The organism is Arsenophonus endosymbiont of Aleurodicus floccissimus, from assembly GCF_900343025.1.
In the GTDB taxonomy this organism is placed as follows: domain Bacteria; phylum Pseudomonadota; class Gammaproteobacteria; order Enterobacterales; family Enterobacteriaceae; genus Arsenophonus.
Map to the genome: position 1 here is coordinate 251,071 of NZ_OUND01000003.1, position 23,017 is coordinate 274,087.

The following is a 23,017-nucleotide window of genomic DNA, read 5'->3' on the forward strand; positions in this document are numbered from 1 at the left end:
GCGGTTTGGTGATGTGGTTGGTGGTTCATTAGAAATTGCTAGTGGTGCATCTTAATTTAACTGCGGGCATTGCAGGAATGGTCAAAGCTGCAGCAGAAACGGCAATATTGCTAGTTGCAGATAAAGACAAATGCTAGGAAGTTGCGGATATAGCCGGTAAAGTTCAGTTGGGTGCTGAAGTTGTTGCGATGGCGTTAGATATTTTCCAGGCTGGGCGTGCGATATCGGCGACCAGAGCGATAGCCAAAACAACGGGCGAAGCCGTGAAAGAAGTGGCGCCGAAATTAGCTGAAGCCGTGGTTAAAAATTCATCACAAGAAATATCAACTATTGCTAAGTAAGTTGGTCAGCAGGTCTCTGAACAGATCGCTGAACAGATTGGCAAACAATTAGTTGGAGGTGTGGAGAAAGGCTTAGAAAAAGTGGCTGAACGTGGCGGGCAGATTGCTAAATCATTAAGTGAGGCTTTCAGTCAAGAAGCGATCCAAACACTGGTAACCCAATCTGTTGAGAAGATAGCTACCCAAGCAGTAGAAAAAGGGGTGCAAATCACAGCAGAAGAACTTACTAAGCAAGTCACTAAGTTAATCCGTAATGAGGTGATCAAACAAGCTATTAAAGCCTGTACTTTTGTTTCTCTCGATCTGGTCTATGTTACGGCCAGTGCTGGTAAAACGGTAACTAGCGGTATTATTGGCCTGGAAAGAGCCAAGCTACAAAAACAGATCGAAGCATTGATCTTGCAACAAAATTTTATGGAATTTTGTTTTGATTGGTACGACAAAGTGAAAGAGCAGCAAGGTAAAACGATCAAAGATCTATTAGATAAACAGAGTGATACCTTAGCAGGGGTAAGTAAGACGATTAGTGAAACGGGTATGTTGCAAGCGCGCATTGCTAGTGCCACGGTTTAGGTGCAATAAATATTTTTACTATTGTTGTTTCAATTAGCTATTACTAACCGTCAGTTGGTAATTAAACAGCTGGATTTTGATAATTGTAAGGCATTGATAGTGTTATTTTTGTTCAGATTTAGATATTATTAACCTTAAATTAATGATGAAAAGTAAAATTTAGCGGCTATCAGCGGTTAATTGATAGTTGATCATAAAATGATAATCGATATCGATGTTGCTCTATTTATCGCTAATAACGAAATTTAATGATCAACAAAACAACGGTATAAAAGCGTCCTAAAACAGCATGGTGTAAAACACGCCAAGAAATGGGTAGTTACTCATTATTCAGATAATTTTAGTAGGATGCAGTTATGAATGATATTCAATCAATATCCGCTAATTCAGTTTCAGTCGATAAGTATGATGACGTTGGTAATAGTGGACTCTATGGTGGTAGTAGTATGGATGCCATTGCTCAGATCAATGAATTGATTATTAAGTTAGCTGAAGGATTAAAAAAACTGCGCAATATTTTGCAGGAATTTAATCAAAAGCAACAAGAGTTAGGCTGGAATATACAAGCTTCATCACTCGATAAAAAACGCCAAGGGATAGAAGATGCCTATGATGCGGCCAAATTAACTGGTGCGTTTCAAATTGTCTCTGGTTCGGTTGGCGTACTAAATGGTGCTTTTGCCAAACAATTTGGTGAAATCGCCACCCATTTTGGACAAGCGACCAGTAAAGGTCTGGAAGGAAGTGGCCAACTGGGTTCTGCTGAAATGACTAAAAAGGCAGAATTGGAAAAAGTTGAAGGTGATTTCCAAGCGATGAATGCGCAGAATTACGCAAAAAACATTAAGGATTCATGGGATAAAGCCTGTCAACTATCCGAACAAGTGCGCTCTATCGTCAAAGATTTAGTTGACTTATACACGCGTATTAGCTCGGCAGTAGTAAATAAATAAATCTAAATAATAATAGCATATTAATAAATTAAGGGAAATGTACCGCTCAAGATAAGCTATTGAGCGGTTTTAATTAAGTGAGGCTTTGACTAAGATGACAATGACAGATATTAATCAGGAGATTATGTTAGAGCAATTAATAGCCATTATTGAATAGGCATTGACACAACCGCAAACACAACAACAAAATATCTCCAGTGAGGTATTAAATGCGACTTACCAACAAGCTGTAGATGTATATCAACAGCTATTATTGTCGCTAGCATTAACTGCTTTTACTGATTTGGTAATGTACCAGCCTTGTGAACGAAAATATCTTATCGGCTTGGCCTCCACATTACACGCTTTAGAACAATATCGGTATGCATTAGTGTTTTATGGCTATGCCAGTTTACTCGATGCTAGAGATGCAGGAGTAACCGTAACCTTTCGTATCGCTCAATGCTATCCTGGCAATAGAGCAAACTAGCGAAGCTATTGATGCGTTACAGACATCAATTAAGCAGAGTTTCATTGCACCAATACAACCTGATATGCGTAGATTTGCACAGACACTATTAGATGAAGTTATACAGTGAACTTCATGACTAATAAGAGGGGTATTTTATGCCATATGAAAACACTATCGATCCTAGCAGAGCAACATTAGCTTACCTAGATCTTGCTCAATTACCAATAAAACCATCGACCACGGCACGACAATTTAATATTGACCAGGTACCACTAAAAGCCGCCAATAATGTGACACAGTGGTTAGATCTGGCGACACCAAATGGAGATACAAAGGTAAGCAAGCCGCTGGATCTTAAACCAGAAATTGAACAGCAAATTAATCAGTCTAAACAATACTATGATGAAGCTAAGCAACAAAGTGTTGAAATCGCTAAACGTTCTTTTTTAAAAGAGCTATTAAATGTAGGGATCGCAAGTGTTGGTTTAGGGCTTTCCATAGCAACTACTTTATTTACTGCCGGAGCGACAATACCATTACTTATTGGTTTAAGTATTACATTTGGTTTGGCGGTTGCTTATGCTGGGTGTGCTTATGCTAATTGGCATAGTCAAGCTAAGGATGGTGAAGGATTAAAGTTAGGATCTGATACCATAGCCAATGCTGTCTATCGGCTACTCAATAAAGCAGGCATGTCAAGCGATGGCGCTGAAAAATCGGTTTAAGTATACTTCTGCTTTTTTACGTTCTGGCCTGGTTGTTGGTACATTATGTTCGGGCGGTGCGGTTACGACAGCAACATTAGATGTGTTGAGTCGCACTTTCTCAGCGACTAAATTGGTGAGTAACAGTGTCGATGCATTTACCTCAAGGTCGGCGTCTGTGGCTTTGGACAATGCGGTTGAGAAAAAAATCGCATACAGGAACAACAAATGCAGCAGCAAAGGATCAGCAAATTAAGGGAAATGTAAAATGAGCTTACCCAACAGCACAGCGAGCAACAATATCAATTAGATTTGGCAAATTTAGAATAAAAAAACCGTCAATTGCAGTTTGAACTTGAATTGGAAAAAATGAAGGTTCAATCTTGTAAAATTAAATATGCATAAATGTTATCGTTATTTAAAGAGTAATAGCTAAAAATTACTATATTATTTTGTAATATTTAGATTTCATGTTGCTCATTAAGTCGATAATATGTTGACAATAAAAATTAACCGGTTCTGTTGTAGTCGGTTAATTTTTTAAAAATATCCTTGTTTTTTAGTTTAACAAATATATTAATTTTTTCTATCTATCTTTAAATACCAATTTATTTCTTATCATCTAACGATAAATCTAATTAGTTATATCGAATTTAACTATTACATTCCATTTGGTTATATTTATTCGTATTTATCCTATTAAATTTAATGCTAATCATAACTCGGCTATTTTTTATTGATATTTCAGGTGAATACCGGATATAGAAATTGAATATTAACTACGAAACTATGTTATATGCAGTAAAGCAATAATATAGAAATAAGTCATTAAACAACAATAAAACACTAACAGAAATATTAATAATGGATAGAGTTGTATAGGTTTTTTAGTTTTAAAAAAGATTTAAATACTGATGCATCGTTAAATGTTTTGATCAAGTGAAACAGCATTGTTTATCTCGTTTGGCAATAAGTATTTACATCCATTTTTATTGATAGTTGAAAAATAATATGAATAAAGTCTAGCAAACAATGCTTAATTTGACGTTAGGGTAAAATTATGGACTTCAATGCTATCATCAACCAATTATCGCAACTGTCTGCTAATGCTGCTGGTGATATTAAAAGTAAAATCGCCAACGCTGATCCTAGTAATCCGGATCAGATGCTACAGATGCAGTTTGCGGTACAGCAATATTCCAATTTTATCGGTTACGAAAGCGCTTTGCTCAAAGTGGTTAAAGAACATGATACAAGGAATTATTGCCAAAATATGAAAAAAGAAGATAAATAATTATTGGTAGAGATTGCGCTTGCTGCTGCCAATCATGTGTTAATAAAACAGGCTTATGCCATTTTAGCTGTGTTTCCAGGATTGATTGCTGACGAAGAGGCGCGTGCGCTATGTAGCGGTTTAGTCTACTTTGCGTTAGGTGAAAATATTGCCGCGTTGTGTTCATTAATGGGCATGAAGAGTAATCAAGCTGAAGGATTACGATGTTTATTTTCCTTGCCTGCTGACATGATCGATCATGCGCAAATTTATGTTTTATTAGCAGGAGATGAAAATGGACATTAAAGCTGTAGCCCCCATTAATATGATGAAGGCCCAGGCGGTAGAAGCAGTTAATCCTGATAGCCAATTAGTTGAAAAATTCAATCAATTAATGCAACACGGTCAAGGACAAACGGCTGCATTAGGGTCAGTTCTTCCATCAACTGTCGAGCCGATGGCTCAGGCGCTGTCACCTACCCAAGCCGTGCAAGGACAAGCAATGATAGTGAAAGCCGTTCTTGAAGTGGACATGGCAGCTAAAACGGCAGGAAGTCTTGCTCAATCGATCAATAAATTAGTGGCCATGCAATGAAATACTTAAAGTATTTATGTTTATTATTGGTGTTATTCCTGACCGGCTGTAAGGTCGAGTTATACCGCAATTTCCCGCAAGATGAAGCTAATCAGATGGTGGCATTATTGATGTTAATTCTGAAATCGATAGCAAAACTGGCAAAGTGACATTGTAAATTGAAAAAGATAAGTTCATCGATGCAGTGGAAATACTTAGGCAAAATGGTTACCCCAAAACGCAATATGTTGGTATTGAGGATCTTTTTCCTGCAGGTCAATTAGTTTCTTCTCCAGCTCAAGAAGAAGCAAAAATGCGTTATCTTAAAGAACAACAATTAGAGCGTACGCTATCAAGCATGGACGGCGTTATTAGTGCATGCGTGTCTATTGCTCAGGCGAACAATAGTGAGGGTAATATTGATAATAGCGCGCCAGAAAAGTCGGTAGAGTCGGTAGCGGTTTACATTAAATATTCGCCAGAAGTGAATATGAGTGGTGTTGAAGCGCAAATTCACAATTTAATTAAGAATGCGATATCAGGTTTGTAATCCGATAAAATTAGTTTGTTTTTGCAACCTGTTGAATTCCGCTATCAACCACAGAAAATTTAAACTGAGCCGCAATGGCAATATTTACAGAATTATATTGTCGCTAATAAAACGTTAATCTTATTGACTATTTACCGGGATATTTATTGTGGTATTTGCCGCATTAATATTTGGACGCCGTAAGGATAAATCTTAATGACTGAATTGGCAGTGAGATTTAATTATTTATTATCCTATCCAAGCGAGATCATGCATACTAAATGGTGGCAATCGCTTGGACTTAATAAATGGTAGTCTCGCTAGCCAATTAGTAATGAATTAAAACGACGCTTAGATAAATTGATACTTAATCGATTAGGATTTCAACCTACTTTATATCGTCAAGTACTGGAAAATGTGCAGACCTGGCTTTTGTTATTAACAAAAAAGCCGTTTTTATTCACCGTCGTTGGATTAGTTTGTAATCCCTATCCTGACTATTTGTGGGATAGTGCTTATAGAGATCACGTTTAGCGACCTTATTGAGCCAGGAACAAATTAAGCAATTAATAGCTTTATGGCCGCAAGAGAGACACACTATTGCGGTGCCTTGACTAGTTGAGGAATTTCTTGAGCAGGCACATCTTTATGCCTTAAATATTTTCTCACATTATTGGCAGGGACAAGATTTTGCGCGGCTTTTGGCCTGGTATTTTGCACCATTAGAGCAGCAAATAGTCTGTTCACAGCAACAAATTGAACAAGCTGTTCGCTGGTTATTTCGTTTGGAGCGTTTCTTATGAATGGATTTTTAGTGTTAGTTAAAGAGTTTGAGCTCTTAAAGCAAACATTGGAAATCACACCTGATGAAATTCAGCAAGGTTTAGCTGAATGTAGACGGGAACAGAAAGCCAAGCAATGTATTAAGCAATATGTAGATAAAGTGCGGCATGAGTGTGACGCACTTCTGCAGGAAGCTCAACAGATTGTTGCTAAAGCAGAGATGAGCGCTAAGCAGCAGAAAAAGCGTGGCCAGCACAATTGAGGCAAAAAATAGTTGCAGAAAGTCTTAATTGGCTGGTTGAACAGGCGGAGTTAGAAAAACAATTAGTTGTCGTTTTACAGGAACGGATCTGCCAACAAGTAAAATTAGTCATCAAAGCCTGGAGTAAAAAACAAAATATTAGTGAAAATCTCATTAGCCAGATTACTGAGCAGATTGGTGAAGCAACCACTAAATAAAGTTTGGTATTGAGTGTTTCACCGGAACATGTAGATGGGTTGGGTAAAATATTTGCAGAACAGATGTAAATTAGGCTCCGTTCTGATTTTGCACCATGGCAAGTAGAACTTAGTTCAAGTTGTATGACATTACGCTTTGATTTATATGAACACCTTGAAAGGCTACTAGAAACCTGTGTTCCTGCAATGGAAAAAACGCACTTGAGAGGAACTTGTGATGCGAATTGATCAATCTGATTATCTCGATTTTCAATCTCTACAAGATAGCAAGCAGTCAGCTAGTTTTTTACTAGCAGAGAGTACCGCAATGCAAGCTAGTATTGCATTAGCGGAAGTACTTGCTGAAGCACTGGAAGAGACGTTAGAGGGCTTAAGCTTAGAGCTAAGTCAGGTAATGAAAAAAATTGCCGATTCAAATAAAAAGCAAAGTGCATTATTTAATGGTGTAGAAAAACTTTTACAGCAATTAGATGAAAAGCAACGAGGTTTTATCGAGCAGATTGCTAAACAACTGCTCTCCTTTAAAGATGGCGAAAAAATTTTACAGCAAATACCTCAGCTTAGTTTAGATACGGGAGAGCTTATTTTTTTGTTAGCGACATTACAGGGTATGACAAGTTTAGCCTTATCTGAACGTTTGAAAATCAAAAAGTTTTTAATGTCATTGTTAGCCGAAGAAGATATTGAGTTAGCGTTAATTGCCGCTAGCCAAGGTATGACTATAGATACTTCACGTTTGAAAGCTTATCGTCAACTCTATCAACATGCTGTGCGTGGAGAAAAAGCGCTAAGTCACGGGTTTAAATTATTACAAGAACATAAAGATCGACGGCGGACTATTCAATTATTAATACGTGCATTATCAGAGCCCCTGGTAAGTCATGAACAGTTAGATATGACTAAATTGGTAACCACGATTGATGATTTACGTCGCTTATGGCTGTTCTTAGCTTTTACTGAACACTGTGCTTACTTATCGCGCACACTCAATTTAGCAAACGATACCGTTGCAGAAATCAGTATTGAATTATTGGAGCAGGTTTGGATCTATTCTGAAGCATTAGCGCAGTTGATAATAAAATTGCCACTAACAACGTTGCAACGTTTAACTTTTTTATGTAAATGGCGCGAAATTATGGTGGTCATGAGTGAAGCTTGTTATCGCGATCCAGAGCAAAAAGAGCATATCCTGGAAGTCATGTTACAACTGATTGAACAGTGGAATGATGAGTATGCTGTTTAAAGGAGAGGAGAAATGAGTAAAGAAGATAGTGTACTGGCCCGCTTTGGTCAACTATTAGGTCTACCCTTGGTATGGGATGGGAGTGATCAGTGGACTTTATTACTCGATAATCAATTGATGATATCCATCCATGCCAAAGTAACTTATTGGCAGTTGTATGGTTTTTTGGGATAGATTGATGCGCAAAAAGCACATTTACTATTCACTAGTTGTATGCCCCACAATATGCAACTGGTTGAAAATAATGATGGTGCAGTGGGCTATGATTCAGTGCAACAAACTTTATTATATGCAGTGAATTGGCCGGTTCCTCGCCACTGGTGAAGAGCTCTTAGTCTGGTTTGAACGTGCCAATTTGCTATGAAGCGCTTTACCGTGAGTTTAGTCAATGCCTGGAGCTAACAATATAGGTTGTTATATGACGATTGAATTGGATAGATTTTAAAAAATTCGTGGACAGGCCTTTGCTTCATCTCGGGTCAACAAGATCAAGGTTGTTCAAGTTTGGTGCATTTTCAAATGAGTTTTAATGACCATGTGTTAAGTACATTAGCTAAACTATCTTTTTTGAAAAATGAAAATGCGATTCGAACCTATGTTGCACGCCTTAATATCACAGCTCAACAGAAATTAACTGTGTTCTTACGCTCGTTAGCGGAAAGGTATGGTTTGGCTACTGCTGAACAAACATTACCTAGACTTGATTTATCACCAAAGACAACACTGACTGCCCATAAAATAGAATTTATTCCTCAATCTATATTGTTAGCGATGAGTCAAGCGTATCCAATGTCTGATAATTAAGCTGAAGGTATAAATAATAAAGTCTTTTTACTGAACCAGTGTAGCAATGCGATAAAACGACTGGTCAATCAAGGTGGATCGGATCATTTACCTATTCCGACTGCAATAGCTAGATTTGGTAATTGGTTTTATTTGGAAGATAAAAATATTCAAAAAGTGCAGTAGGCTATTGCTGGTTATCATAAGCCAGTTGAAAAAAATGAATATCAAAGCGCCTCTTCACGTTTGTTAGCTTTAACTGATCTACGCTACCAGACTGATGAATTTTCTGATCTTTATAGCAAATTAAAAAGTTATCTTGATTCTTATCGGCAAGCGCTAGATGACATTGAACAATGTTGTCTGACGGTTCTTGCTTCTCAACAAGCTCATTTGACCTCATTATTGCAGCAGGTTTTAGCACAGAAAAAGCACATTGCCACAGTTGCTGTACAGTTGGCAAAATTACCTGAATTTTGGCAGCAGACGATCATAGAGCGGCAGATTATTAATACCCGCTTTGAGAATTTGCCTAAGGAACTTAGGAGTTTAGCCTCAGAACCGGTATTATTACTCAGCCATCAGTTAATTGAAATGTTTGATCAGGCGCCTTCACTAGACAAATGACAAGAACAATTAACTGAATTTTGGGCGAAGGCCGAATTACCATTACCTTCATCATCTGAACTAACAACGTTAGTGGCCATTTTGGCGATTGAACGGCCTCAATTAGCGGGTCAAATTGCTATCCCTTTTAAACAAGAACAAGATAAAATTCAGTTTGGTGTTTTCAACATTTAATTCAGGTGCTAAAACTAAGTCAGAATCAGGTAAAAAATAGGAAAATAGATCTTGAGCAACGCCTAGGAATTGGTGACAAACAGAAAAATGTTCGTAGCTAAGCAGCGCTTTTAACCAATTAGTTAAATAGAGCTGGAGAAGAGATCTATTTACATGAACAGTATCTGGTAGCGATGTTGATTGGCATTACTGGCGAGCGTTGGATCCTATAAGATAAAACACTTATTGCTGATGGAGCAGTGGATCTCGATGATTTAGAAATAGAGCCGGGATGTGAAACTGATATTCAGCAACTAGCAAATGAAGAAAAATGGGTCGCTTTGGCCAGAAAAGTGCTCATTGCACAAGATAAAGTCTATAGATTTGAAGAATTGTATGATAGCGAAAGTGGTCAACCTGGCATAAATTTCCATTGTAATGTGAAACAACGCTTATTGCCATCTCGATTAATGGCATCGCCTGAGCGATATTTGCCTTTTTTGACTGAAAAAATGGTGACATTAACTGATTATCATGCTGCATTACAATCTTTGACTGAAGAATTAAATGTAGACAAAGTACGCAGCCGCTTTGAAGAAGAATTAAAATAAATTAGCGAGCAAATTGCAGCATTTACGTTTATTACAGCAAGCGGAACGGTTTGGCAAAATGTTAAACAGCAATATCAGCAGCAAGACCAATATGTTGCTCAGTCGCAAAAATTGCAAGATATAACCATTCAGCAAGTAAGGGAGCTCAATAAACAAGGTTATCTGGCTTTTTTACCTCAGTTAAGGCAACTTGATTTAACTATTTATGATCTTAGTCTACAAGAACAAAGGCTGACTGAAGAATTGTCGATGCGGGCATCATATTTAGACGATCGTTTTAACGATAAGAGCTCGCAGAAGAATAAGGAATTACAAACTGACTTGGAGGTTAAAGAGTATCTATCGAAAGTGAGTGAATTATAAGAAATTGAACAAGGAATTGTTGCATTAGATGAAGAGTATCAGGTTGCTTTGCTGTTGCTGGTTCGTTTTGATAGACAGGCAAATAAAATGGGCGGATGTTCAGAGCAGGGTGATTACTATAATATGCAAGCATGGCAGCATTGGGTGGTACAAAATATTACCGGAGATTGGGGAGGATGGTTAGGCGAATTTGGACCTGATTTGCGAACCTTGATTTTAAGCACCAACTAGCAAAAAATGGCATGCATACATTGACAGATGCTTATCAAGCGCTATTGCAAGTACTTAATCCCTCTTGACTTGCCGACGCACTTGATACAGATAAGTATCAGGGAATTTCAGCAGCATTTAGTGGCTTTCATCATTGGGTAATGGCACATCCGATGGAATCACAAACACTAGCCAAGGATATTACCCATGCTTATCAAATTATTAGTGCCAATAGTGGTTTGTTTGGTGCCGATTTAGCGGCTGCTGTTAGAGTTTTGTTTGGCAAAGTGCGACGGTAGAAAATCAAGTTAAAGATATTCTTCTGGGTACCCGAGCCTAGAGCTACTCCCCTTACAGCCATCATATTCAATGACGCCTGAGATCATTGCGCTATTACATTTTACCCATTTATTACCTTATCTTGCCGTTAGCATCAAAGGTGGTGTCCAAAGTGGTTTAGTCAGTTCACTGGCACCGTTTTTTTTCTACCGGTTGGGTAACCAGTATAATAGGCGGCTTTGTTCAAACTTGGGCTGAACAGAAAATAGCCTCAACAATATCAGCACATCGTAATACTGAAGTGATTGTTAACGCCTTGATGCTCGGCATTCGTGAACAGGGTAGTTTTCAAGATCGAGCTACTTCGGTAGTCAGCTATATGATGAAACGCCAGTTACTGTAAGATATTGGTAACTTGGCTCGTGATTGTTTTGAAACTAATAAAGTCGGAACTTTTCGCCGCTGGTGGCAGGATACCACTAATTTTTGGCGGCAAATGAATGTGAAAGCAAAATTATTTAGTATCGCTGCAATTGCCGGTACAGCTGCTATTTCTGCTACCGTTGCAGCTGCTATGGTGTTATTCACACTAGGAACAGGCGGAATAGGGTTAGCTGGTTTTTAGGCTTAGGTGCATTGTTAGTCGCTACAGTAGGTGGTTATTTTGGCTATAGTGGGTTAAGTTTACTAAAAAATAGCAACTTCATGGGTTTTCGTCAGGCATATGAATTTGTGAAAGATAATATGACCGAACAGCGTATCCAAGAAGCGTTACAGCGATTTGTCGACAAGCAATATCAGGGTAAAACTGTTGCTAAACATTTAGATATTCAGTTAGTCGACATTAAAAAATATATTTCACTTAAGCAGGTAGCAGAGCAGGATCTGGCGCAATTTTTTGTACGCCAACTGGAAAACTGGGGAAATGAAACACAGCAACAATTAGCCCGCAATCAGCAAAAAGCGCGAGCTGAATTACTTGCCCCGGTTGCACAACAATTAGACGGTTGGCAAAAGCTAGATGGTCAGGAATTGACAAACTGTTTGGCTGAAATTGATGAGGCACTTGTCCAATCTAAATTTGTTGCCGACTGATTTTATCAGCTGCATATAAAGGTCATTTAACTACCTGAAGTCATTATAGATTAACGTGATTTAGAATAACTTATTGATTTAATTAAAACCAGTTGCGCTGTATTGATCATTGTATTGTAGCTGTAAATATTTTTTTGTTAATTTTAATCTTGTTGGCGAAAAATTCATTTTACCTTGCCGTGAGGTTATTTCAGGTATTTACTGGATACGAAGCCAGAGCTTCCTCTAGTATGCTCTTAATGAATAGTAAAGAGGGAAGATAATGAAATTGCAACTGGCTCGTAATCTTGAACATTTTTTCTCTTTGTTCAATCACAGAATAGTAGAAATTTCAACGGCAATTGAGTGCCACTGGCAACCTTTTGGTTTACGTATTGAAATTATTGAAGAACGTTTTCTTATAACCAGTTGGTTGTTAAAAGAGGGTGATTTTGATCTCTTGTCAGCATTAAAACTTAATCAACCAGAGCGGTTTTTGGGGATCCCGCAGCGAGTATTTATTATTCGCCACCGACCTTATGTGAGCACATGGTGCCTAAAAGAAAGTGATGGTCTTCTTTTATTTCGTTTGTGTCAAAGACAGCGTCAATTTCTTTCTCAGTTACCTAAAGGAGCCGCCTGATAATGTCAATCATTCGTTGATTATTTAAAATTGCAGGATGTCAAGATATTATCTTTAGCACCATGCTAATGTTATCAGTATTCATGATGATTTTGCCGCTGCCAACTCCCTTAATTGACGTATTAATCGTGATCAATTTAGGGTTGTCGATCATTTTATTTATGATAGCAATCTATATTCGTGATCCGCTTGACTTCTCTGCCTTTCCATCCATGTTGCTGATTACCACATTGTATCGTTTAGCATTGACTATCAGTACTAGCCGTCTGATCTTATTACAACATAATGCCGGTGAGATAGTGTATACCTTTGGTAATTTTGTGGTTGGCGGTAATCTTGGGGTTGGTATCATTATTTTTGCCATTATCACTATCGTACAGTTCATTGTTATTACTAAAGGCTCTCAACGTGTGGCCGAATTGAGTGCCTGATTTTCTCTTGATGGTATGCCTGGCAGGCAGATGAGTATTGATGGTGACATGCGGACAGGTATTATTGATGCCACTGAAGCCAAACGCCAAAGAGCATTGGTACAAAAGGAAAGCTAGCTTTATGGTGCTATGGATGACGCGATGAAATTTGTCAAAGGCGATGCCATTGCCAGCGTAATTGTCATTTTGGCCAATATCTGTGGTAGCATTGGGATTGGCATTGGTGTGTTGCAACATAATATGTCGGCAACGGAAGCATTGAATACTTATGCTATTTTATCAATAGGAGATGGATTAATTGCGCAGATACCGTCATTGCTTATTTCAATTACTGCAGGATTAATTGTTACTCGAGTACCCGGAGAGAAACAGAATAATCTGGCTGGTGATTTAGTACAACAGATAATCAGTCAACCTATGTCATTGCAACTGACTGCTGGTATTTTATTGGTTTTTCCTATCATCCCTGGTTTTCCTTGGGTTGTATTTGGTTCATTAGCCTTGATGCTATTTGGCTGTTCTTATTGGATGAAACGTAACGCCAAAGTGAAAAAAGGATCAGGTCAGGTTTATTCCTCTGCCGACAACGGAACGGAACAGGGATCACGAGAGATGACACCAGGCACAATACCACTGTTAGTCATTATTGGCCAACAGCGAATGACCGAGACGATGGCTGACAAAATACAAAATTTACGGTAGCAATTATTTGAAAAATTAGACTTGCCTTTACCTGAAATACAGTTGCAGGTCGATACAAAAGAGACAAACACATTACAAGTACTTCTATATCAAGAACCGGTCTTAAAAACAGAGCTAGATCCAGCAGCAATTTTATTAACTCAACCAATAGATTTACCTCAATTACTCCAGGAGAAATTAATTTTTAATCATCAAACAATCTATTGGTTAGCGGATGATAATCGATCATTGCCACCAACGGCCGGTTATCGGGGAGTAGAAATTGTCACCTATTTACTAGAAAAAGTCATGTATCACTTTGGCAAAGCGTTTTTAGGTATACAGGAAACGCGCTATTTGATGGATGTGATGGCGATGCGCTATGCCGAATTAGTGAAGGAATTACAACGCTTACTGCCCATTAGTAAAGTGACTGACATTTTACAACGTTTAGTTGAAGAACAGATTTTTATTCGTGATTTAAGAACCATTTTCGAAACGCTGGTTGAATGGGGTTCAAAAGAAAAAGATACAGTAAGTTGAACGAGTATGTTCGGGTTTCACTTCGCCGTCATATTCGCCCGCACTTTACTAGCGAAGAGGTCTGGATCCCAATTTTGTTAGTTGGTGATGGAATTGAAAATAGTATTCGAGCATCTATTCGCTAATCAGCGAGAGGATCTTATTGTGCTCTTGAACCTGCGCAAGAGGAGCAGATCATTGCTGCCATAAAACAAAAATTACCCACTCAGGTCGCTTGTGTTGTACTTACTTCACTGGATGTACATCGTTATCTACGCAAAATTATCGAGCCAGCATTGACAACCACCGCCTTACTTTCATTCCAAAAAATTGGTGAAGATGCCAATATTAAAATCTTGGCCCAAGTTGATATTACCGGGGAGAAATTGGATGCGCTCACTGGATAAAGCAAAGATCACTCAAGCGATGGCTACCCCGCTATTTCAGCCATCGACGGATATTCTCCCATATCGATGTTTTGGCAAGGTACAGGAAGTATTCACTAATTTGGTTAAAGTGACACTGCCAGGCGCTAAGCAAGGTGAATTATGCCTGATTGATAATCAGCTAGCAGCAGAGGTTATTACCATCAAAGCGCAAGAAGCTTAGTTATCACCGTTGCTACCATCGGGTTAGTGGCCGGCGCTTGTGTTGAACGTTTGGGCCATGGTCATCGAGTGCGGGTAGGACAGCATTTATTAGGTGGCATTTTGGATGGCTTAGGGCGGCCGTTAGAAAAAATGTCGAATGCGGGTGAATGGCGTAGTAATCATAACTCGGCTCCTGATCCCTTAACACGTCAATTAATTAGTGAAGTTTTGCCGACCGGCATCAAAGCGATAGATGGTATTTTAACGTTGGGTGTTGGTCAAAGGATCGGTACTTTTGCCGCCGCTGGTGGTGGCAAAAGTACGCTACTTTGTATGTTAGCGCGAGGTTGTGAAGCCGATGTGGTCGTATTGGCTTTGGTTGGCGAACGTGGACGTGAAGCGCGGGAATTTCTCGATAACCATTTACCGGCTTCAGCTCGAAAAAAAACCATATTAGTTGTTGCCACCTCCGATCGCCCGCCATTAGAGCGAATGAAAGCCTCTTTGACAGCAACCACCATTGCTGAATATTTTCGTGATCAAGGTAAACGGTTTTTTTTGATGGTTGATTCATTGACCCGTTTTGCGCGTGCGGCATGGGAAATTGGTTTAGCCGCCGGAGAACCACCGGTTGCCAATGGCTTTCCGCCTAGTGTGTTTGTTCATATGGCCGCTTTACTAGAGCGGGCAGGTTTGGCCAAGGTTGGTAGTATTAGTGCTATTTATACCGTATTGGTGGAAGGTGAAAATATGAATGAATCTGTCGCTGATAAGGTTCGTTCTATTTTAGATGGACATATTGTTTTATTTCGCCAATTAGCTGCCGCAGGACATTTTCCCGCTATTGACGTGAACGCCAGTGTTAGCCGAGTTATGGATAATATTGTTAGTCAAGCACATCGCCTACATGCGCGTCGTTTAAGAGAATTGCAAGCGCTTTTTCAAGATGTTCAGCTATTAATTCGTGTTGGCGAATATCAATCAGGACAAGATAAAGATACCGATGAAGCAATTAAAAAATTAACCAATTAATTAATCAATTTCTTCGGCAAGGTTACGATGAAATAGTCTCATTCGATCAGACGACAGAAGATCTTAGCCAACTGGTTTAGTGTATATGAAAAATCAATTTTCTGACTCTTAGCAAGTTATTATTAAAAAATTATTGCAATTACGACAGCAGCGAGAAATAAGCTTGCAGTCTCAAAGGCAACGAGTTCAGCGTTAACAGCAAGCGCTGCAGGCAACCATTACTGAGTTGGAACAACAACGGATGAAATTTTGGCATGATTTAGCAACGACTTCATTACCAAATGAGACGATTTCCCGTGACCAACAAGCGTTATTTAAACAATCCATGCGCGAAGTTTATCTTGCAGAGCGGGCACTAAAAGAGTGTATCGATCAATTACATGAGACGATCATTGGACTAGAGAGCCAAAAGGCGCAACTGGCGAAACAGCGTCTGGTAGTGATTAAAAACCAAGAAAAACTGAAAGAGGTTATGAATGACTAATACGATCCAGCGTAATATTGTCACTACTAGCCTGGTGCCTAATATTCAACGCCGGCAGGAGGCTGATCCTGAACTAAAACGACGTTTTGACCGTTTTTTGATGGTTGACCAGCCTAATAGCGCTGCGACAACGTCTGGTTGGTCTTCGGTGTTAGATACACTGGCCCTATAGCAATAGCTCAGCAACATTAAATAATGTTTATTTATTACGTCATGGTAATAGTTTAACTTATCGATTACTGAATGGGCAGATGATGGGCATGGTGATCATTGCTCATTGGCAAAAACCGGGGACGGTACATTTACAGTTAAAACCGGCTAATTCTGTTCAACATCTTACATTAGCGCGGGTAGCGAAAAAACTAACAACAACATTAGCAAAACGGGGTTTTTTACTCTCTTTGGAGATAGAAGATGGAGCACAATGAACAGCGAATGCTTTACCAGTGGTTAACTACCGGTTTGGCAAAAGGTAATTGTTGTATTCAGCTTGCTTATGTTGAAGGGGATGGTCAGTGGTGGTCGTGGTTGTCCAATGATTCGGCAGGTATTTGGTGTGACCACTCTAATTGGGAGCAGGCGCTGCAAACCTATAGTGGTAGTGCTGATCCAACGCTTGTTACTGAAGATTTATTTCCTTGTATTAGCGCAGCCTGGTTTTATTGCTTATTGTAAAAATATTCGTCATAAGTATGGTTATTGGTTAGCTGGTGATGTAGATATCCGGCAAGGCGAAGCATTATTATGGTGGCATGAACCATTGGCTATCTTGACATTAACCGATGTTAATCAATTATGGGTAAAAGAAATCCGACCCACGGTTACATTTAACCAAATACCCTATTTAGCTCAGATTGCCACCATTGATTTGCCATTAGCACCACTTTATACCCTTATTGCCGGCGAAAATTTGACTGATAAGATGATGTTAGAGACACGAGTCGGTTTATTGCGTAATGAACAACACGTTGCTTGGGGCGAGTTATTAACTGCTCGAACTGGGATGGCAAGCAGATAAATACAGCAGGATTAACGATATGATTACCGCGCCAATAAGGTATAAATAGCCGGTGGCTGGCTTTGTCATGCCAGTCGAATAAAAACATGCAGTAAAATGAAATCGATGATATTAACAGAAAAGCGATTATCATCAATAAGTATGACACAATCAGCGATAGGCATTTTTTCATATAACCTCCTATTAGATTAGATGACAATATTATTTAAACATCTATCTTTCATTAATATGATCCTAACCATAGATGATTATTAACGGATTGTATAAAAAATTTAAATTTTTCATTATATTTAATGTCTTTCGCTACCGTTAATAATCATTTTTTAGGCTATTATAAAGTTTTTTGCAGCATTTATCGCCAAGCGGATGGTTGAATTTTTTTCAAAACATCATGACAAGTGCTCTATTGCATAATCAATCATTAGGTCATATAAAATGGCAGTGCAAGAAAAAGCATTTTCGCAGCCAAGTAATCGATTCTTCCAATTATTAAAGGTATCTTGCGTAATCAGCGTGGGATCAAGTTTATGGGATTTTTCGATTAAGCCGTAAGCATAATATCTTAGCATTATAGGAGAATCCAATTCGGTACTAAACACAGCACTGGATAAATAACGGGTAAAAACAGCTGATAAAGCCAGCAGATGTTCAGCTTTATTTCGATTGCTACTGTTAGTTAAATTATATATATATGATTTTACTATAATTTTTTATCTTTCAAGCTATGGCCATGCTCAAAATCAAGCACGCGAGTAAAATCTCTTTTAGTGTCTCAATCAGTTTATTAAATGTTGCTTGATGTTGACTATAGGTAAAATGACTAGAAAACAACGGGAAATCTTGGTTGAAGCATTCATCTAGACTGAATTGTTACGGGCCTAAATTTTCGCCATCGTGAAAAATAAAAATGTGATTCCACTTGGTTTCCAGATCAGGATGTAGCATTTTTGTCAGAATATTTTCCACAACCACTAATGTTCTACCTGTCTTTTTCGGTGAAAGTAACAGATAGTTTTGCGCATTGCTCTTTGCCCAATCTGCCTTTCCATCACAATTGCCAAATGTTTCCTTAATTTGTTGATATGCTAGTTGTTGTTTTATTTCAGGAAGTTGTAGGTATTGTTCATACAATTGGTTAGCCATTGTGGCGATTTTGCTATCAATATTTCCTCTTGTTTTAGCCGCCAATATAGTTTGAATAAAGCTACTATTAAATTGGGGGGAAACCATGAGTTCTGGTTGATGGTTAAAATAATCGAGAAAAATATTAATGATAGCGGGACGCGCTTCCAACGTATTAATTAATTGTGTTGAGGGGTTTGCCAGGTAATTATCCATCAGTTTATTGATAAAATTGCTAATTTCTTCATTGCTAATAAATGGCGGTTTACCAAAAATATCTAATAGTGGTAAAGTGACATGGCTAAGATTTATGTCAGGCTGGTCAAGGGAATGAATGAGCTGTAGAGCCAATTTGTTTTTTAGTTCACTATACCGGTTATCAATCGTATTAAGGCTAGTTAGCAGACTGTTTTGGTTGTTGAAATGACTCAGTAGTGCATCTAGGTTATCCTCATCCCACTCACTGGGCAGTTGAAGGATAAAACTATCGTGCAAAGAAGCACCCACAAAATTAGTGTTATTAATTGTTAACTCTTTTAGAATAGTATTACTCAGATCAGCATTGCTAACATCGCTGTTAGCTAGGTTAGCCCTGATTAGGTCAGCTTGATCAAAAATCGCATCATGTAGTGTAAGTCCATTCAATTTGGCTTGCGTTAAATTGGCACTAGTGAAATTTACACCATTGAGGTTAGTATTAACTAATATCACGCCAGTTAGATTAGCCTTGGTCAAATTGGCCTTAGTCAAGTTAGCGTTCGCTATCTTAGCTTGCGTCAAATTGGCGGCAGTCAAATCACTATTATTTAAGTAAGCTTCTTGCAGTATAGTTCCGTTCATTGCAGAGTTGACTAGATTAGTGTTACATAAATTAGCCTTAGTTAAGTTAGCTCCTACTAATTGTGCTTCATTTAGATTAGCCATGAGTAGATTAGCATTAGCCAGCTGAGTTTGGTTCATTATCGCTTTTGTTAGGTTAGCTTCGACGATGATAATGTCTTTCAGGTTAGATCTGCTTAGATTAGTACCTTGTAAATTAGCGTGAGCAAGGTTATGATAGACACCAAAAACTCGGGTAAGATCCATGTAACTTAAGTCTTCACTTGATAAATTAAGTTTGCTTCCAATCCGGCGTTTTGCCAATTGTGAGCTTAATGCTTGCAGTTTTTGCTGTTGTGATTAGTAAAAAGAGGAAACTTCAGATTGCAGTGGCCAATTTTTATCGGCTTCATTCGCCCGTTTGCCGCCCATTCCTTGAGTTTTTAGTTGATAAAACCGCTCGCGGATTGATACTGGTGCTGATTTCAGCTCACCTGTCGAATTGCGCAGATATTTGCAGCCAAAAAGGGTATTTGTTTCCAGATTGATCTGCACCCAAATGTCTTTACCCCGCTGTTTACTGATCTTAACTACCTGAACCTCTTTTTCCAAATCAGGACGGTAAGCCACCTCTATTTTAAACGGCTTAATCGGCTCATGTGGCAAATTTTACGTTTTTTTCAGTGCTTTGATTAATGGGGTTCATCCGCGAACTTTCTGATGGGCTTGCTGCGCAGCGTTTTTTAAGGCATTAATACCATTTCTTCCCTATGATGTTAATAATTCAAAACCCAGATCCGCGCCACGTAAAAAATTCACGCCTAAGTTCAAGTAAGTTTTAGACGGTAAACGGTTTGCTAACTGTGGAATACCAAATTTAAAAAACTGTGTGCCCCCTTCACGTAATACTTGTTTTAATGTCGCCTGTTTTAATGAGGTTCGTGCACCATTAACAGCGGCTTCTCCAATCGCTATACTGACCCCCCCCCAGCTTACGCGCCTTTACCAATAAAGGGTAAAAAATCCAACAGATCAAATGCGCCTGCCATAACAGCCTGGTCGGTATTGCCCTTTTTCGCCTCGGTGATCATGGTATAAAATGGAATCAGACTTAAAATAAAAGCGTCCACTTTTTGCCGGGTTGTTTCTTCATAACCTGCCTGTTGCAGTTTTTCGGATAATTTCTTACCCCGTCGCTTTTAATAATCTTATCGATCAACATGTCTGGCTTATCATTGGCGGTTTTTAAGGACAAAATGGAAGAGGTTTTTAATTTATAATCATCATTGCGTGCTTACCATCATGATAAAACAGCTCAAGAATGGCATTTTTATTATTGTCGACACGATGTAATTTATAATTGCCGATACCTTGTTTAGTGGTTAATGCATACATCCGTTGTTTGCCGTTAAATGTACACTTTAGCATATCAATCGATTCCGGTACGCGGGCCACAAATTCATCTGAATTTCTTATTCTTTGTCTTGCAGATGGTGGTAGCGGAACACTATTGAAACTATCAGTAGCATCAAATTTGACCTCCATCAGTTGAATGTCAGACTGTTGAATAAAAATTTGTTCTTCGTTGCTAAGTGAGTTAAAGGACTGAGTTAGCAGGATTTTTTCTATCTGTTCGGTCAGCTGAGCAATTTGTTGATTCTGATCTTTAAATAGAGACTATCGATATTGGGTAATAATGGCGTGTCACCTCGCCGATTGGTATATTTAACCTCTAGATTTTTATACAAATAGTTATTTAACCAACCTTCATCAATATCATGCTCTTTTAATTGTTGGCGGGCAAGCTCTAGCCGGGATTGCCATTTCTGTAGCAAAGTAATCAGTTTGATAAAAGGATTATTTTGGCCAGATTGTTTTAAATAATCAAAATAACTGTCATATACGGACGTCATTGCCAACGGTGTTGATAGTAAGCTATTTTCGCTGCTTAGCTGGTGATGGATCATGGCCGGTAATTTGAAATATCGATTATATTCAGCCTGGACAAGTTGTTCCTGCAAAAGCGCGGATACCAGCATATACCGTTATTGCTGATATCTTCCAGACTTATGTTGTTAATTTCAGCCCCACTTTCATTTAGCAATGTTATACCAGCATGCAGATAACCCCATTCCGGTTGATTTATCATCATATTGGACAGTGTTTTCTGTTGCTGCTGGTCGTCAGTTTGCAGCATAAATGTTGGCATGATGTGATTGATAATCTGCTGTTGATAATAAATACGTGCTTCCGGTGATAATTTGTTAGGCGGGTGATAATTATTTAGTTGATTGAATAACCGACGTTGCAGGCGGCATGATAGAAGAGGGAATTTTCCCGTGATTTGATATCACTGACCTATTTTAACATCCATGTTTCAAATGACATATCGAATACGGCGTATTGTAACCAATTAGTAATGATGGCTTGTTGGTGGGCAGAAGAAATTATTTCACCTTGATTAGCGCCATATTCACCTAATGGTTGTAATAGTAATCTGGTAAGGGTGGCTATCTTCTCTTTATCATCTTTATAGCGGGTCAGATAATCAGTGACAGGGTTTACCAGCAAAGCTGCCTGCGTCGCGTTATTATTTTGGTGGAGTGGATAGCCTTCTTCAATTAATAGATAATGTAATTGTTGACTCTACTCATCATAGACGAGTTTATTAAAATCTTTAGCATTAAGGGATAGAATAGGTTTGGTTTGATAAAGCGATTAATTAACAATAGCAGTAATACCATTATAATGCTTGGGAGCGCTATTTGACAATGAAATTTGAGCTGTTTCTTGGTTTTGTAGTAGCAGACTTGTTAGTGTTTTTTTGCTACTCGTCGCAAGCTCTTCCTTTGCTATATTTTCGTTCTCTGCTTTTTGGCGCTGAGTAGGATCTGATGTAGTTAATAGCCAGTGAGGTGATGAAGGAAATGAGTTTATGGATGGCATTATGACGATTCTTTATTTAATTAAAATATAAAAATATAGTAAATAAAGGCTAAATACTTTCATAAAAAATTTTTATTATAATCGAATCTATATAGCAGCAAACTGGCAAATAAAATAATGTTAATCGTTGATCAATGATGGTGGTTTTTATCCGTTAATACAATTAGCTGACATTAATGTGTTATTTGCAAAATTTTTTTATCTTGTTATTGAGCGAGCTAACACATGGTGAATTTTAAAATCAAATTGCTCAGTTAAGATGAACTCAACTGAGCTATAAATTTATAATTTCTTATTATTTAGTTAGCATTAACGCCATGCTAGCCACTACAATTAAAATATAAACCATCCATAGATATAAATTCATTTCAATTAAGAAACTACCTATTCCACCGATTATAGAAGGAATCACTAAAGAAGCTGAAATCATTAACGCTGAGGTTACTCCCAAACTATTTTTTTGGCTACTCATTGTTAAATAGGTATATAGAGATTCAAATAACCCACCAGTAAACATAATGATGGCAAAGAATGAAAAAAAAGTGATGGTATTATTTTGGTAGATAAATATTGGAATAAATAGAATTATCAATATTTGCAGTGATCTTAGACAAATGGATAAAATTTTTGTGGCGCTAAATTTTCGTAGTAATTTACTTGATAAAAATGCGCCGGCAAATAAGAAGAGGCCAATAATAGCAGAGTAGACATTGAATATTGAGACGCTGGCACCAAATTTGAGCATA

The 23,017-nt window shown here is 38.2% G+C and carries 41 protein-coding genes and 2 pseudogenes; 33 read left to right on the forward strand and 10 right to left on the reverse strand.

The genetic code is table 11. From position 1 onward, the window contains the following. Positions 1-149 precede the first annotated feature (149 nt). From sctE to ARADI_RS11490, 10 genes and pseudogenes are all read left to right on the forward strand, one after another. Positions 150-914, forward strand: a pseudogene (sctE, locus tag ARADI_RS11440) (type III secretion system translocon subunit SseC family protein). A 356-nt stretch (positions 915-1,270) separates the two neighbouring features. After that, a complete protein-coding gene (sseD, locus tag ARADI_RS11445; RefSeq protein ID WP_119712124.1) occupies positions 1,271-1,867 on the forward strand; it encodes a type III secretion system translocon protein SseD in 597 nt (198 codons plus the stop codon). 160 nt (positions 1,868-2,027) lie between these two features. Beyond that, on the forward strand, positions 2,028-2,336 hold the full coding sequence (locus tag ARADI_RS11450) for a hypothetical protein (RefSeq protein ID WP_119712125.1): 309 nt from the start codon (positions 2,028-2,030) through the stop codon (positions 2,334-2,336). Positions 2,337-2,473: 137 nt separating this feature from the next. Then, entirely contained in the window at positions 2,474-3,043 is a 570-nt protein-coding gene (locus tag ARADI_RS11455) for a hypothetical protein (RefSeq protein ID WP_119712126.1), read from the forward strand. Next, a complete protein-coding gene (locus ARADI_RS11460; RefSeq protein WP_119712127.1) occupies positions 3,021-3,278 on the forward strand; it encodes a hypothetical protein in 258 nt (85 codons plus the stop codon). The genes ARADI_RS11455 and ARADI_RS11460 overlap by 23 nt, the downstream gene beginning before the upstream one ends. Before the next feature lie 804 nt (positions 3,279-4,082). Next, the gene (gene sctF, locus ARADI_RS11465) at positions 4,083-4,316 is read left to right on the forward strand and encodes a type III secretion system needle filament subunit SctF (protein WP_238149415.1); all 234 of its coding nucleotides are present in this window, start codon (positions 4,083-4,085) and stop codon (positions 4,314-4,316) included. 3 nt (positions 4,317-4,319) lie between these two features. Next, positions 4,320-4,601: a DUF1039 domain-containing protein gene (locus tag ARADI_RS11470; RefSeq protein ID WP_119712128.1), complete on the forward strand. Its 282-nt coding sequence runs from the start codon at positions 4,320-4,322 to the stop codon at positions 4,599-4,601. Then, complete coding sequence (gene sctI / locus ARADI_RS11475; RefSeq protein ID WP_202864220.1) at positions 4,591-4,890, forward strand: type III secretion system inner rod subunit SctI; 300 nt, start codon at positions 4,591-4,593, stop codon at positions 4,888-4,890. The genes ARADI_RS11470 and sctI overlap by 11 nt, the downstream gene beginning before the upstream one ends. Positions 4,891-5,074: 184 nt before the next feature. After that, positions 5,075-5,419, forward strand: a complete 345-nt coding sequence (locus tag ARADI_RS11485) for a hypothetical protein (RefSeq protein WP_202864222.1) — start codon at positions 5,075-5,077, stop codon at positions 5,417-5,419. Between the two features lie 339 nt (positions 5,420-5,758). After that, complete coding sequence (locus ARADI_RS11490; protein WP_182853223.1) at positions 5,759-5,932, forward strand: hypothetical protein; 174 nt, start codon at positions 5,759-5,761, stop codon at positions 5,930-5,932. A 63-nt stretch (positions 5,933-5,995) separates the two neighbouring features. Here ARADI_RS11490 and ARADI_RS19925 read toward each other — a convergent pair whose 3' ends face one another. Beyond that, positions 5,996-6,121: a hypothetical protein gene (locus ARADI_RS19925; RefSeq protein ID WP_255420697.1), complete on the reverse strand. Its 126-nt coding sequence runs from the start codon at positions 6,119-6,121 to the stop codon at positions 5,996-5,998. 76 nt (positions 6,122-6,197) lie between these two features. Here ARADI_RS19925 and ARADI_RS11495 point away from each other — a divergent pair, with 76 nt between their 5' ends. The 23 genes and pseudogenes from ARADI_RS11495 to ARADI_RS11595 all read left to right on the forward strand — a co-directional run bounded on the left by ARADI_RS11495 (position 6,198) and on the right by ARADI_RS11595 (position 17,384). Continuing rightward, positions 6,198-6,443 carry a hypothetical protein gene (locus ARADI_RS11495; RefSeq protein WP_119712130.1) on the forward strand — a complete coding sequence of 82 codons (246 nt, stop codon included), beginning with the start codon at positions 6,198-6,200 and terminating at the stop codon, positions 6,441-6,443. Beyond that, on the forward strand, positions 6,440-6,640 hold the full coding sequence (locus tag ARADI_RS11500) for a hypothetical protein (protein ID WP_119712131.1): 201 nt from the start codon (positions 6,440-6,442) through the stop codon (positions 6,638-6,640). Before ARADI_RS11495 ends, ARADI_RS11500 begins: the two co-directional genes overlap by 4 nt. A gap of 217 nt (positions 6,641-6,857) precedes the next feature. Next, on the forward strand, positions 6,858-7,883 hold the full coding sequence (locus tag ARADI_RS11505) for an HrpJ domain-containing protein (protein ID WP_119712132.1): 1,026 nt from the start codon (positions 6,858-6,860) through the stop codon (positions 7,881-7,883). Between the two features lie 12 nt (positions 7,884-7,895). Next, positions 7,896-8,057 (forward strand): type III secretion system chaperone family protein, encoded by a 162-nt coding sequence (locus ARADI_RS11510; RefSeq protein ID WP_182853224.1) that lies wholly within the window; start codon positions 7,896-7,898, stop codon positions 8,055-8,057. A gap of 345 nt (positions 8,058-8,402) precedes the next feature. Beyond that, positions 8,403-8,687, forward strand: a complete 285-nt coding sequence (locus tag ARADI_RS11515; RefSeq protein ID WP_119712133.1) for a type III secretion system effector BopA family protein — start codon at positions 8,403-8,405, stop codon at positions 8,685-8,687. A 225-nt stretch (positions 8,688-8,912) separates the two neighbouring features. Further along, a complete protein-coding gene (locus ARADI_RS11520; RefSeq protein WP_119712134.1) occupies positions 8,913-9,293 on the forward strand; it encodes a hypothetical protein in 381 nt (126 codons plus the stop codon). 413 nt (positions 9,294-9,706) lie between these two features. Continuing rightward, positions 9,707-10,057 carry a hypothetical protein gene (locus ARADI_RS11525; protein ID WP_119712135.1) on the forward strand — a complete coding sequence of 117 codons (351 nt, stop codon included), beginning with the start codon at positions 9,707-9,709 and terminating at the stop codon, positions 10,055-10,057. Positions 10,058-10,168: 111 nt separating this feature from the next. Further along, positions 10,169-10,420, forward strand: coding sequence for a hypothetical protein (locus ARADI_RS11530; RefSeq protein ID WP_119712136.1), 252 nt, complete (start codon positions 10,169-10,171; stop codon positions 10,418-10,420). A 48-nt stretch (positions 10,421-10,468) separates the two neighbouring features. Beyond that, positions 10,469-10,651, forward strand: a complete 183-nt coding sequence (locus ARADI_RS11535; protein WP_119712137.1) for a hypothetical protein — start codon at positions 10,469-10,471, stop codon at positions 10,649-10,651. A 152-nt stretch (positions 10,652-10,803) separates the two neighbouring features. Continuing rightward, positions 10,804-10,929 (forward strand): hypothetical protein, encoded by a 126-nt coding sequence (locus ARADI_RS19930; protein ID WP_255420699.1) that lies wholly within the window; start codon positions 10,804-10,806, stop codon positions 10,927-10,929. Positions 10,930-10,999: 70 nt separating this feature from the next. Further along, a complete protein-coding gene (locus ARADI_RS11540) occupies positions 11,000-11,167 on the forward strand; it encodes a hypothetical protein (RefSeq protein WP_182853225.1) in 168 nt (55 codons plus the stop codon). 157 nt (positions 11,168-11,324) lie between these two features. After that, positions 11,325-11,534 carry a hypothetical protein gene (locus ARADI_RS11545; protein ID WP_119712138.1) on the forward strand — a complete coding sequence of 70 codons (210 nt, stop codon included), beginning with the start codon at positions 11,325-11,327 and terminating at the stop codon, positions 11,532-11,534. An 11-nt stretch (positions 11,535-11,545) separates the two neighbouring features. After that, entirely contained in the window at positions 11,546-12,004 is a 459-nt protein-coding gene (locus ARADI_RS11550) for a hypothetical protein (RefSeq protein WP_119712139.1), read from the forward strand. A gap of 262 nt (positions 12,005-12,266) precedes the next feature. Further along, positions 12,267-12,626, forward strand: coding sequence for a hypothetical protein (locus ARADI_RS11555; RefSeq protein ID WP_119712140.1), 360 nt, complete (start codon positions 12,267-12,269; stop codon positions 12,624-12,626). 62 nt (positions 12,627-12,688) lie between these two features. Next, a pseudogene (sctV, locus tag ARADI_RS11560) lies at positions 12,689-14,667 on the forward strand (type III secretion system export apparatus subunit SctV). Next, positions 14,651-14,869, forward strand: coding sequence for a hypothetical protein (locus ARADI_RS18510; protein WP_238149416.1), 219 nt, complete (start codon positions 14,651-14,653; stop codon positions 14,867-14,869). Before sctV ends, ARADI_RS18510 begins: the two are co-directional and overlap by 17 nt. Before the next feature lie 26 nt (positions 14,870-14,895). Further along, the gene (locus ARADI_RS11565; RefSeq protein ID WP_255420700.1) at positions 14,896-15,882 is read left to right on the forward strand and encodes a FliI/YscN family ATPase; all 987 of its coding nucleotides are present in this window, start codon (positions 14,896-14,898) and stop codon (positions 15,880-15,882) included. Further along, positions 15,882-15,962 (forward strand): hypothetical protein, encoded by an 81-nt coding sequence (locus ARADI_RS21080; RefSeq protein ID WP_369407023.1) that lies wholly within the window; start codon positions 15,882-15,884, stop codon positions 15,960-15,962. The genes ARADI_RS11565 and ARADI_RS21080 overlap by 1 nt, the downstream gene beginning before the upstream one ends. A gap of 161 nt (positions 15,963-16,123) precedes the next feature. Continuing rightward, positions 16,124-16,366 (forward strand): hypothetical protein, encoded by a 243-nt coding sequence (locus ARADI_RS11575; protein WP_147392409.1) that lies wholly within the window; start codon positions 16,124-16,126, stop codon positions 16,364-16,366. Next, the gene (locus tag ARADI_RS11580; protein ID WP_119712142.1) at positions 16,359-16,538 is read left to right on the forward strand and encodes a hypothetical protein; all 180 of its coding nucleotides are present in this window, start codon (positions 16,359-16,361) and stop codon (positions 16,536-16,538) included. The genes ARADI_RS11575 and ARADI_RS11580 overlap by 8 nt, the downstream gene beginning before the upstream one ends. Before the next feature lie 79 nt (positions 16,539-16,617). Next, positions 16,618-16,794 carry a hypothetical protein gene (locus ARADI_RS11585; RefSeq protein ID WP_182853226.1) on the forward strand — a complete coding sequence of 59 codons (177 nt, stop codon included), beginning with the start codon at positions 16,618-16,620 and terminating at the stop codon, positions 16,792-16,794. Beyond that, the gene (locus tag ARADI_RS11590; RefSeq protein ID WP_119712143.1) at positions 16,781-17,041 is read left to right on the forward strand and encodes a hypothetical protein; all 261 of its coding nucleotides are present in this window, start codon (positions 16,781-16,783) and stop codon (positions 17,039-17,041) included. Before ARADI_RS11585 ends, ARADI_RS11590 begins: the two co-directional genes overlap by 14 nt. Continuing rightward, complete coding sequence (locus tag ARADI_RS11595; protein ID WP_119712144.1) at positions 16,983-17,384, forward strand: hypothetical protein; 402 nt, start codon at positions 16,983-16,985, stop codon at positions 17,382-17,384. The genes ARADI_RS11590 and ARADI_RS11595 overlap by 59 nt, the downstream gene beginning before the upstream one ends. 389 nt (positions 17,385-17,773) lie before the next feature. On the opposite strand, the gene ARADI_RS21085 is transcribed toward ARADI_RS11595, so the two are convergent. The 9 genes from ARADI_RS21085 to ARADI_RS18515 all read right to left on the reverse strand — a co-directional run bounded on the left by ARADI_RS21085 (position 17,774) and on the right by ARADI_RS18515 (position 23,016). Continuing rightward, the gene (locus ARADI_RS21085) at positions 17,774-18,091 is read right to left on the reverse strand and encodes a hypothetical protein (RefSeq protein WP_119712145.1); all 318 of its coding nucleotides are present in this window, start codon (positions 18,089-18,091) and stop codon (positions 17,774-17,776) included. A 163-nt stretch (positions 18,092-18,254) separates the two neighbouring features. Beyond that, positions 18,255-19,592 carry a pentapeptide repeat-containing protein gene (locus ARADI_RS11605; RefSeq protein WP_119712146.1) on the reverse strand — a complete coding sequence of 446 codons (1,338 nt, stop codon included), beginning with the start codon at positions 19,590-19,592 and terminating at the stop codon, positions 18,255-18,257. A gap of 93 nt (positions 19,593-19,685) precedes the next feature. Further along, entirely contained in the window at positions 19,686-19,991 is a 306-nt protein-coding gene (locus ARADI_RS11610) for a hypothetical protein (protein ID WP_147392410.1), read from the reverse strand. Positions 19,992-20,317: 326 nt separating this feature from the next. Beyond that, positions 20,318-20,455 carry a hypothetical protein gene (locus ARADI_RS11615; RefSeq protein ID WP_182853227.1) on the reverse strand — a complete coding sequence of 46 codons (138 nt, stop codon included), beginning with the start codon at positions 20,453-20,455 and terminating at the stop codon, positions 20,318-20,320. 139 nt (positions 20,456-20,594) lie between these two features. Next, positions 20,595-20,870, reverse strand: coding sequence for a hypothetical protein (locus ARADI_RS11620; protein ID WP_119712148.1), 276 nt, complete (start codon positions 20,868-20,870; stop codon positions 20,595-20,597). A gap of 92 nt (positions 20,871-20,962) precedes the next feature. Further along, positions 20,963-21,364, reverse strand: a complete 402-nt coding sequence (locus ARADI_RS11625; protein ID WP_119712149.1) for a hypothetical protein — start codon at positions 21,362-21,364, stop codon at positions 20,963-20,965. A 319-nt stretch (positions 21,365-21,683) separates the two neighbouring features. Continuing rightward, positions 21,684-21,896 carry a hypothetical protein gene (locus tag ARADI_RS11630; RefSeq protein WP_119712150.1) on the reverse strand — a complete coding sequence of 71 codons (213 nt, stop codon included), beginning with the start codon at positions 21,894-21,896 and terminating at the stop codon, positions 21,684-21,686. Between the two features lie 147 nt (positions 21,897-22,043). Beyond that, the gene (locus ARADI_RS11635; protein ID WP_119712151.1) at positions 22,044-22,271 is read right to left on the reverse strand and encodes a hypothetical protein; all 228 of its coding nucleotides are present in this window, start codon (positions 22,269-22,271) and stop codon (positions 22,044-22,046) included. A 295-nt stretch (positions 22,272-22,566) separates the two neighbouring features. After that, positions 22,567-23,016: a hypothetical protein gene (locus ARADI_RS18515; protein WP_238149417.1), complete on the reverse strand. Its 450-nt coding sequence runs from the start codon at positions 23,014-23,016 to the stop codon at positions 22,567-22,569. Position 23,017 lies beyond the last annotated feature (1 nt).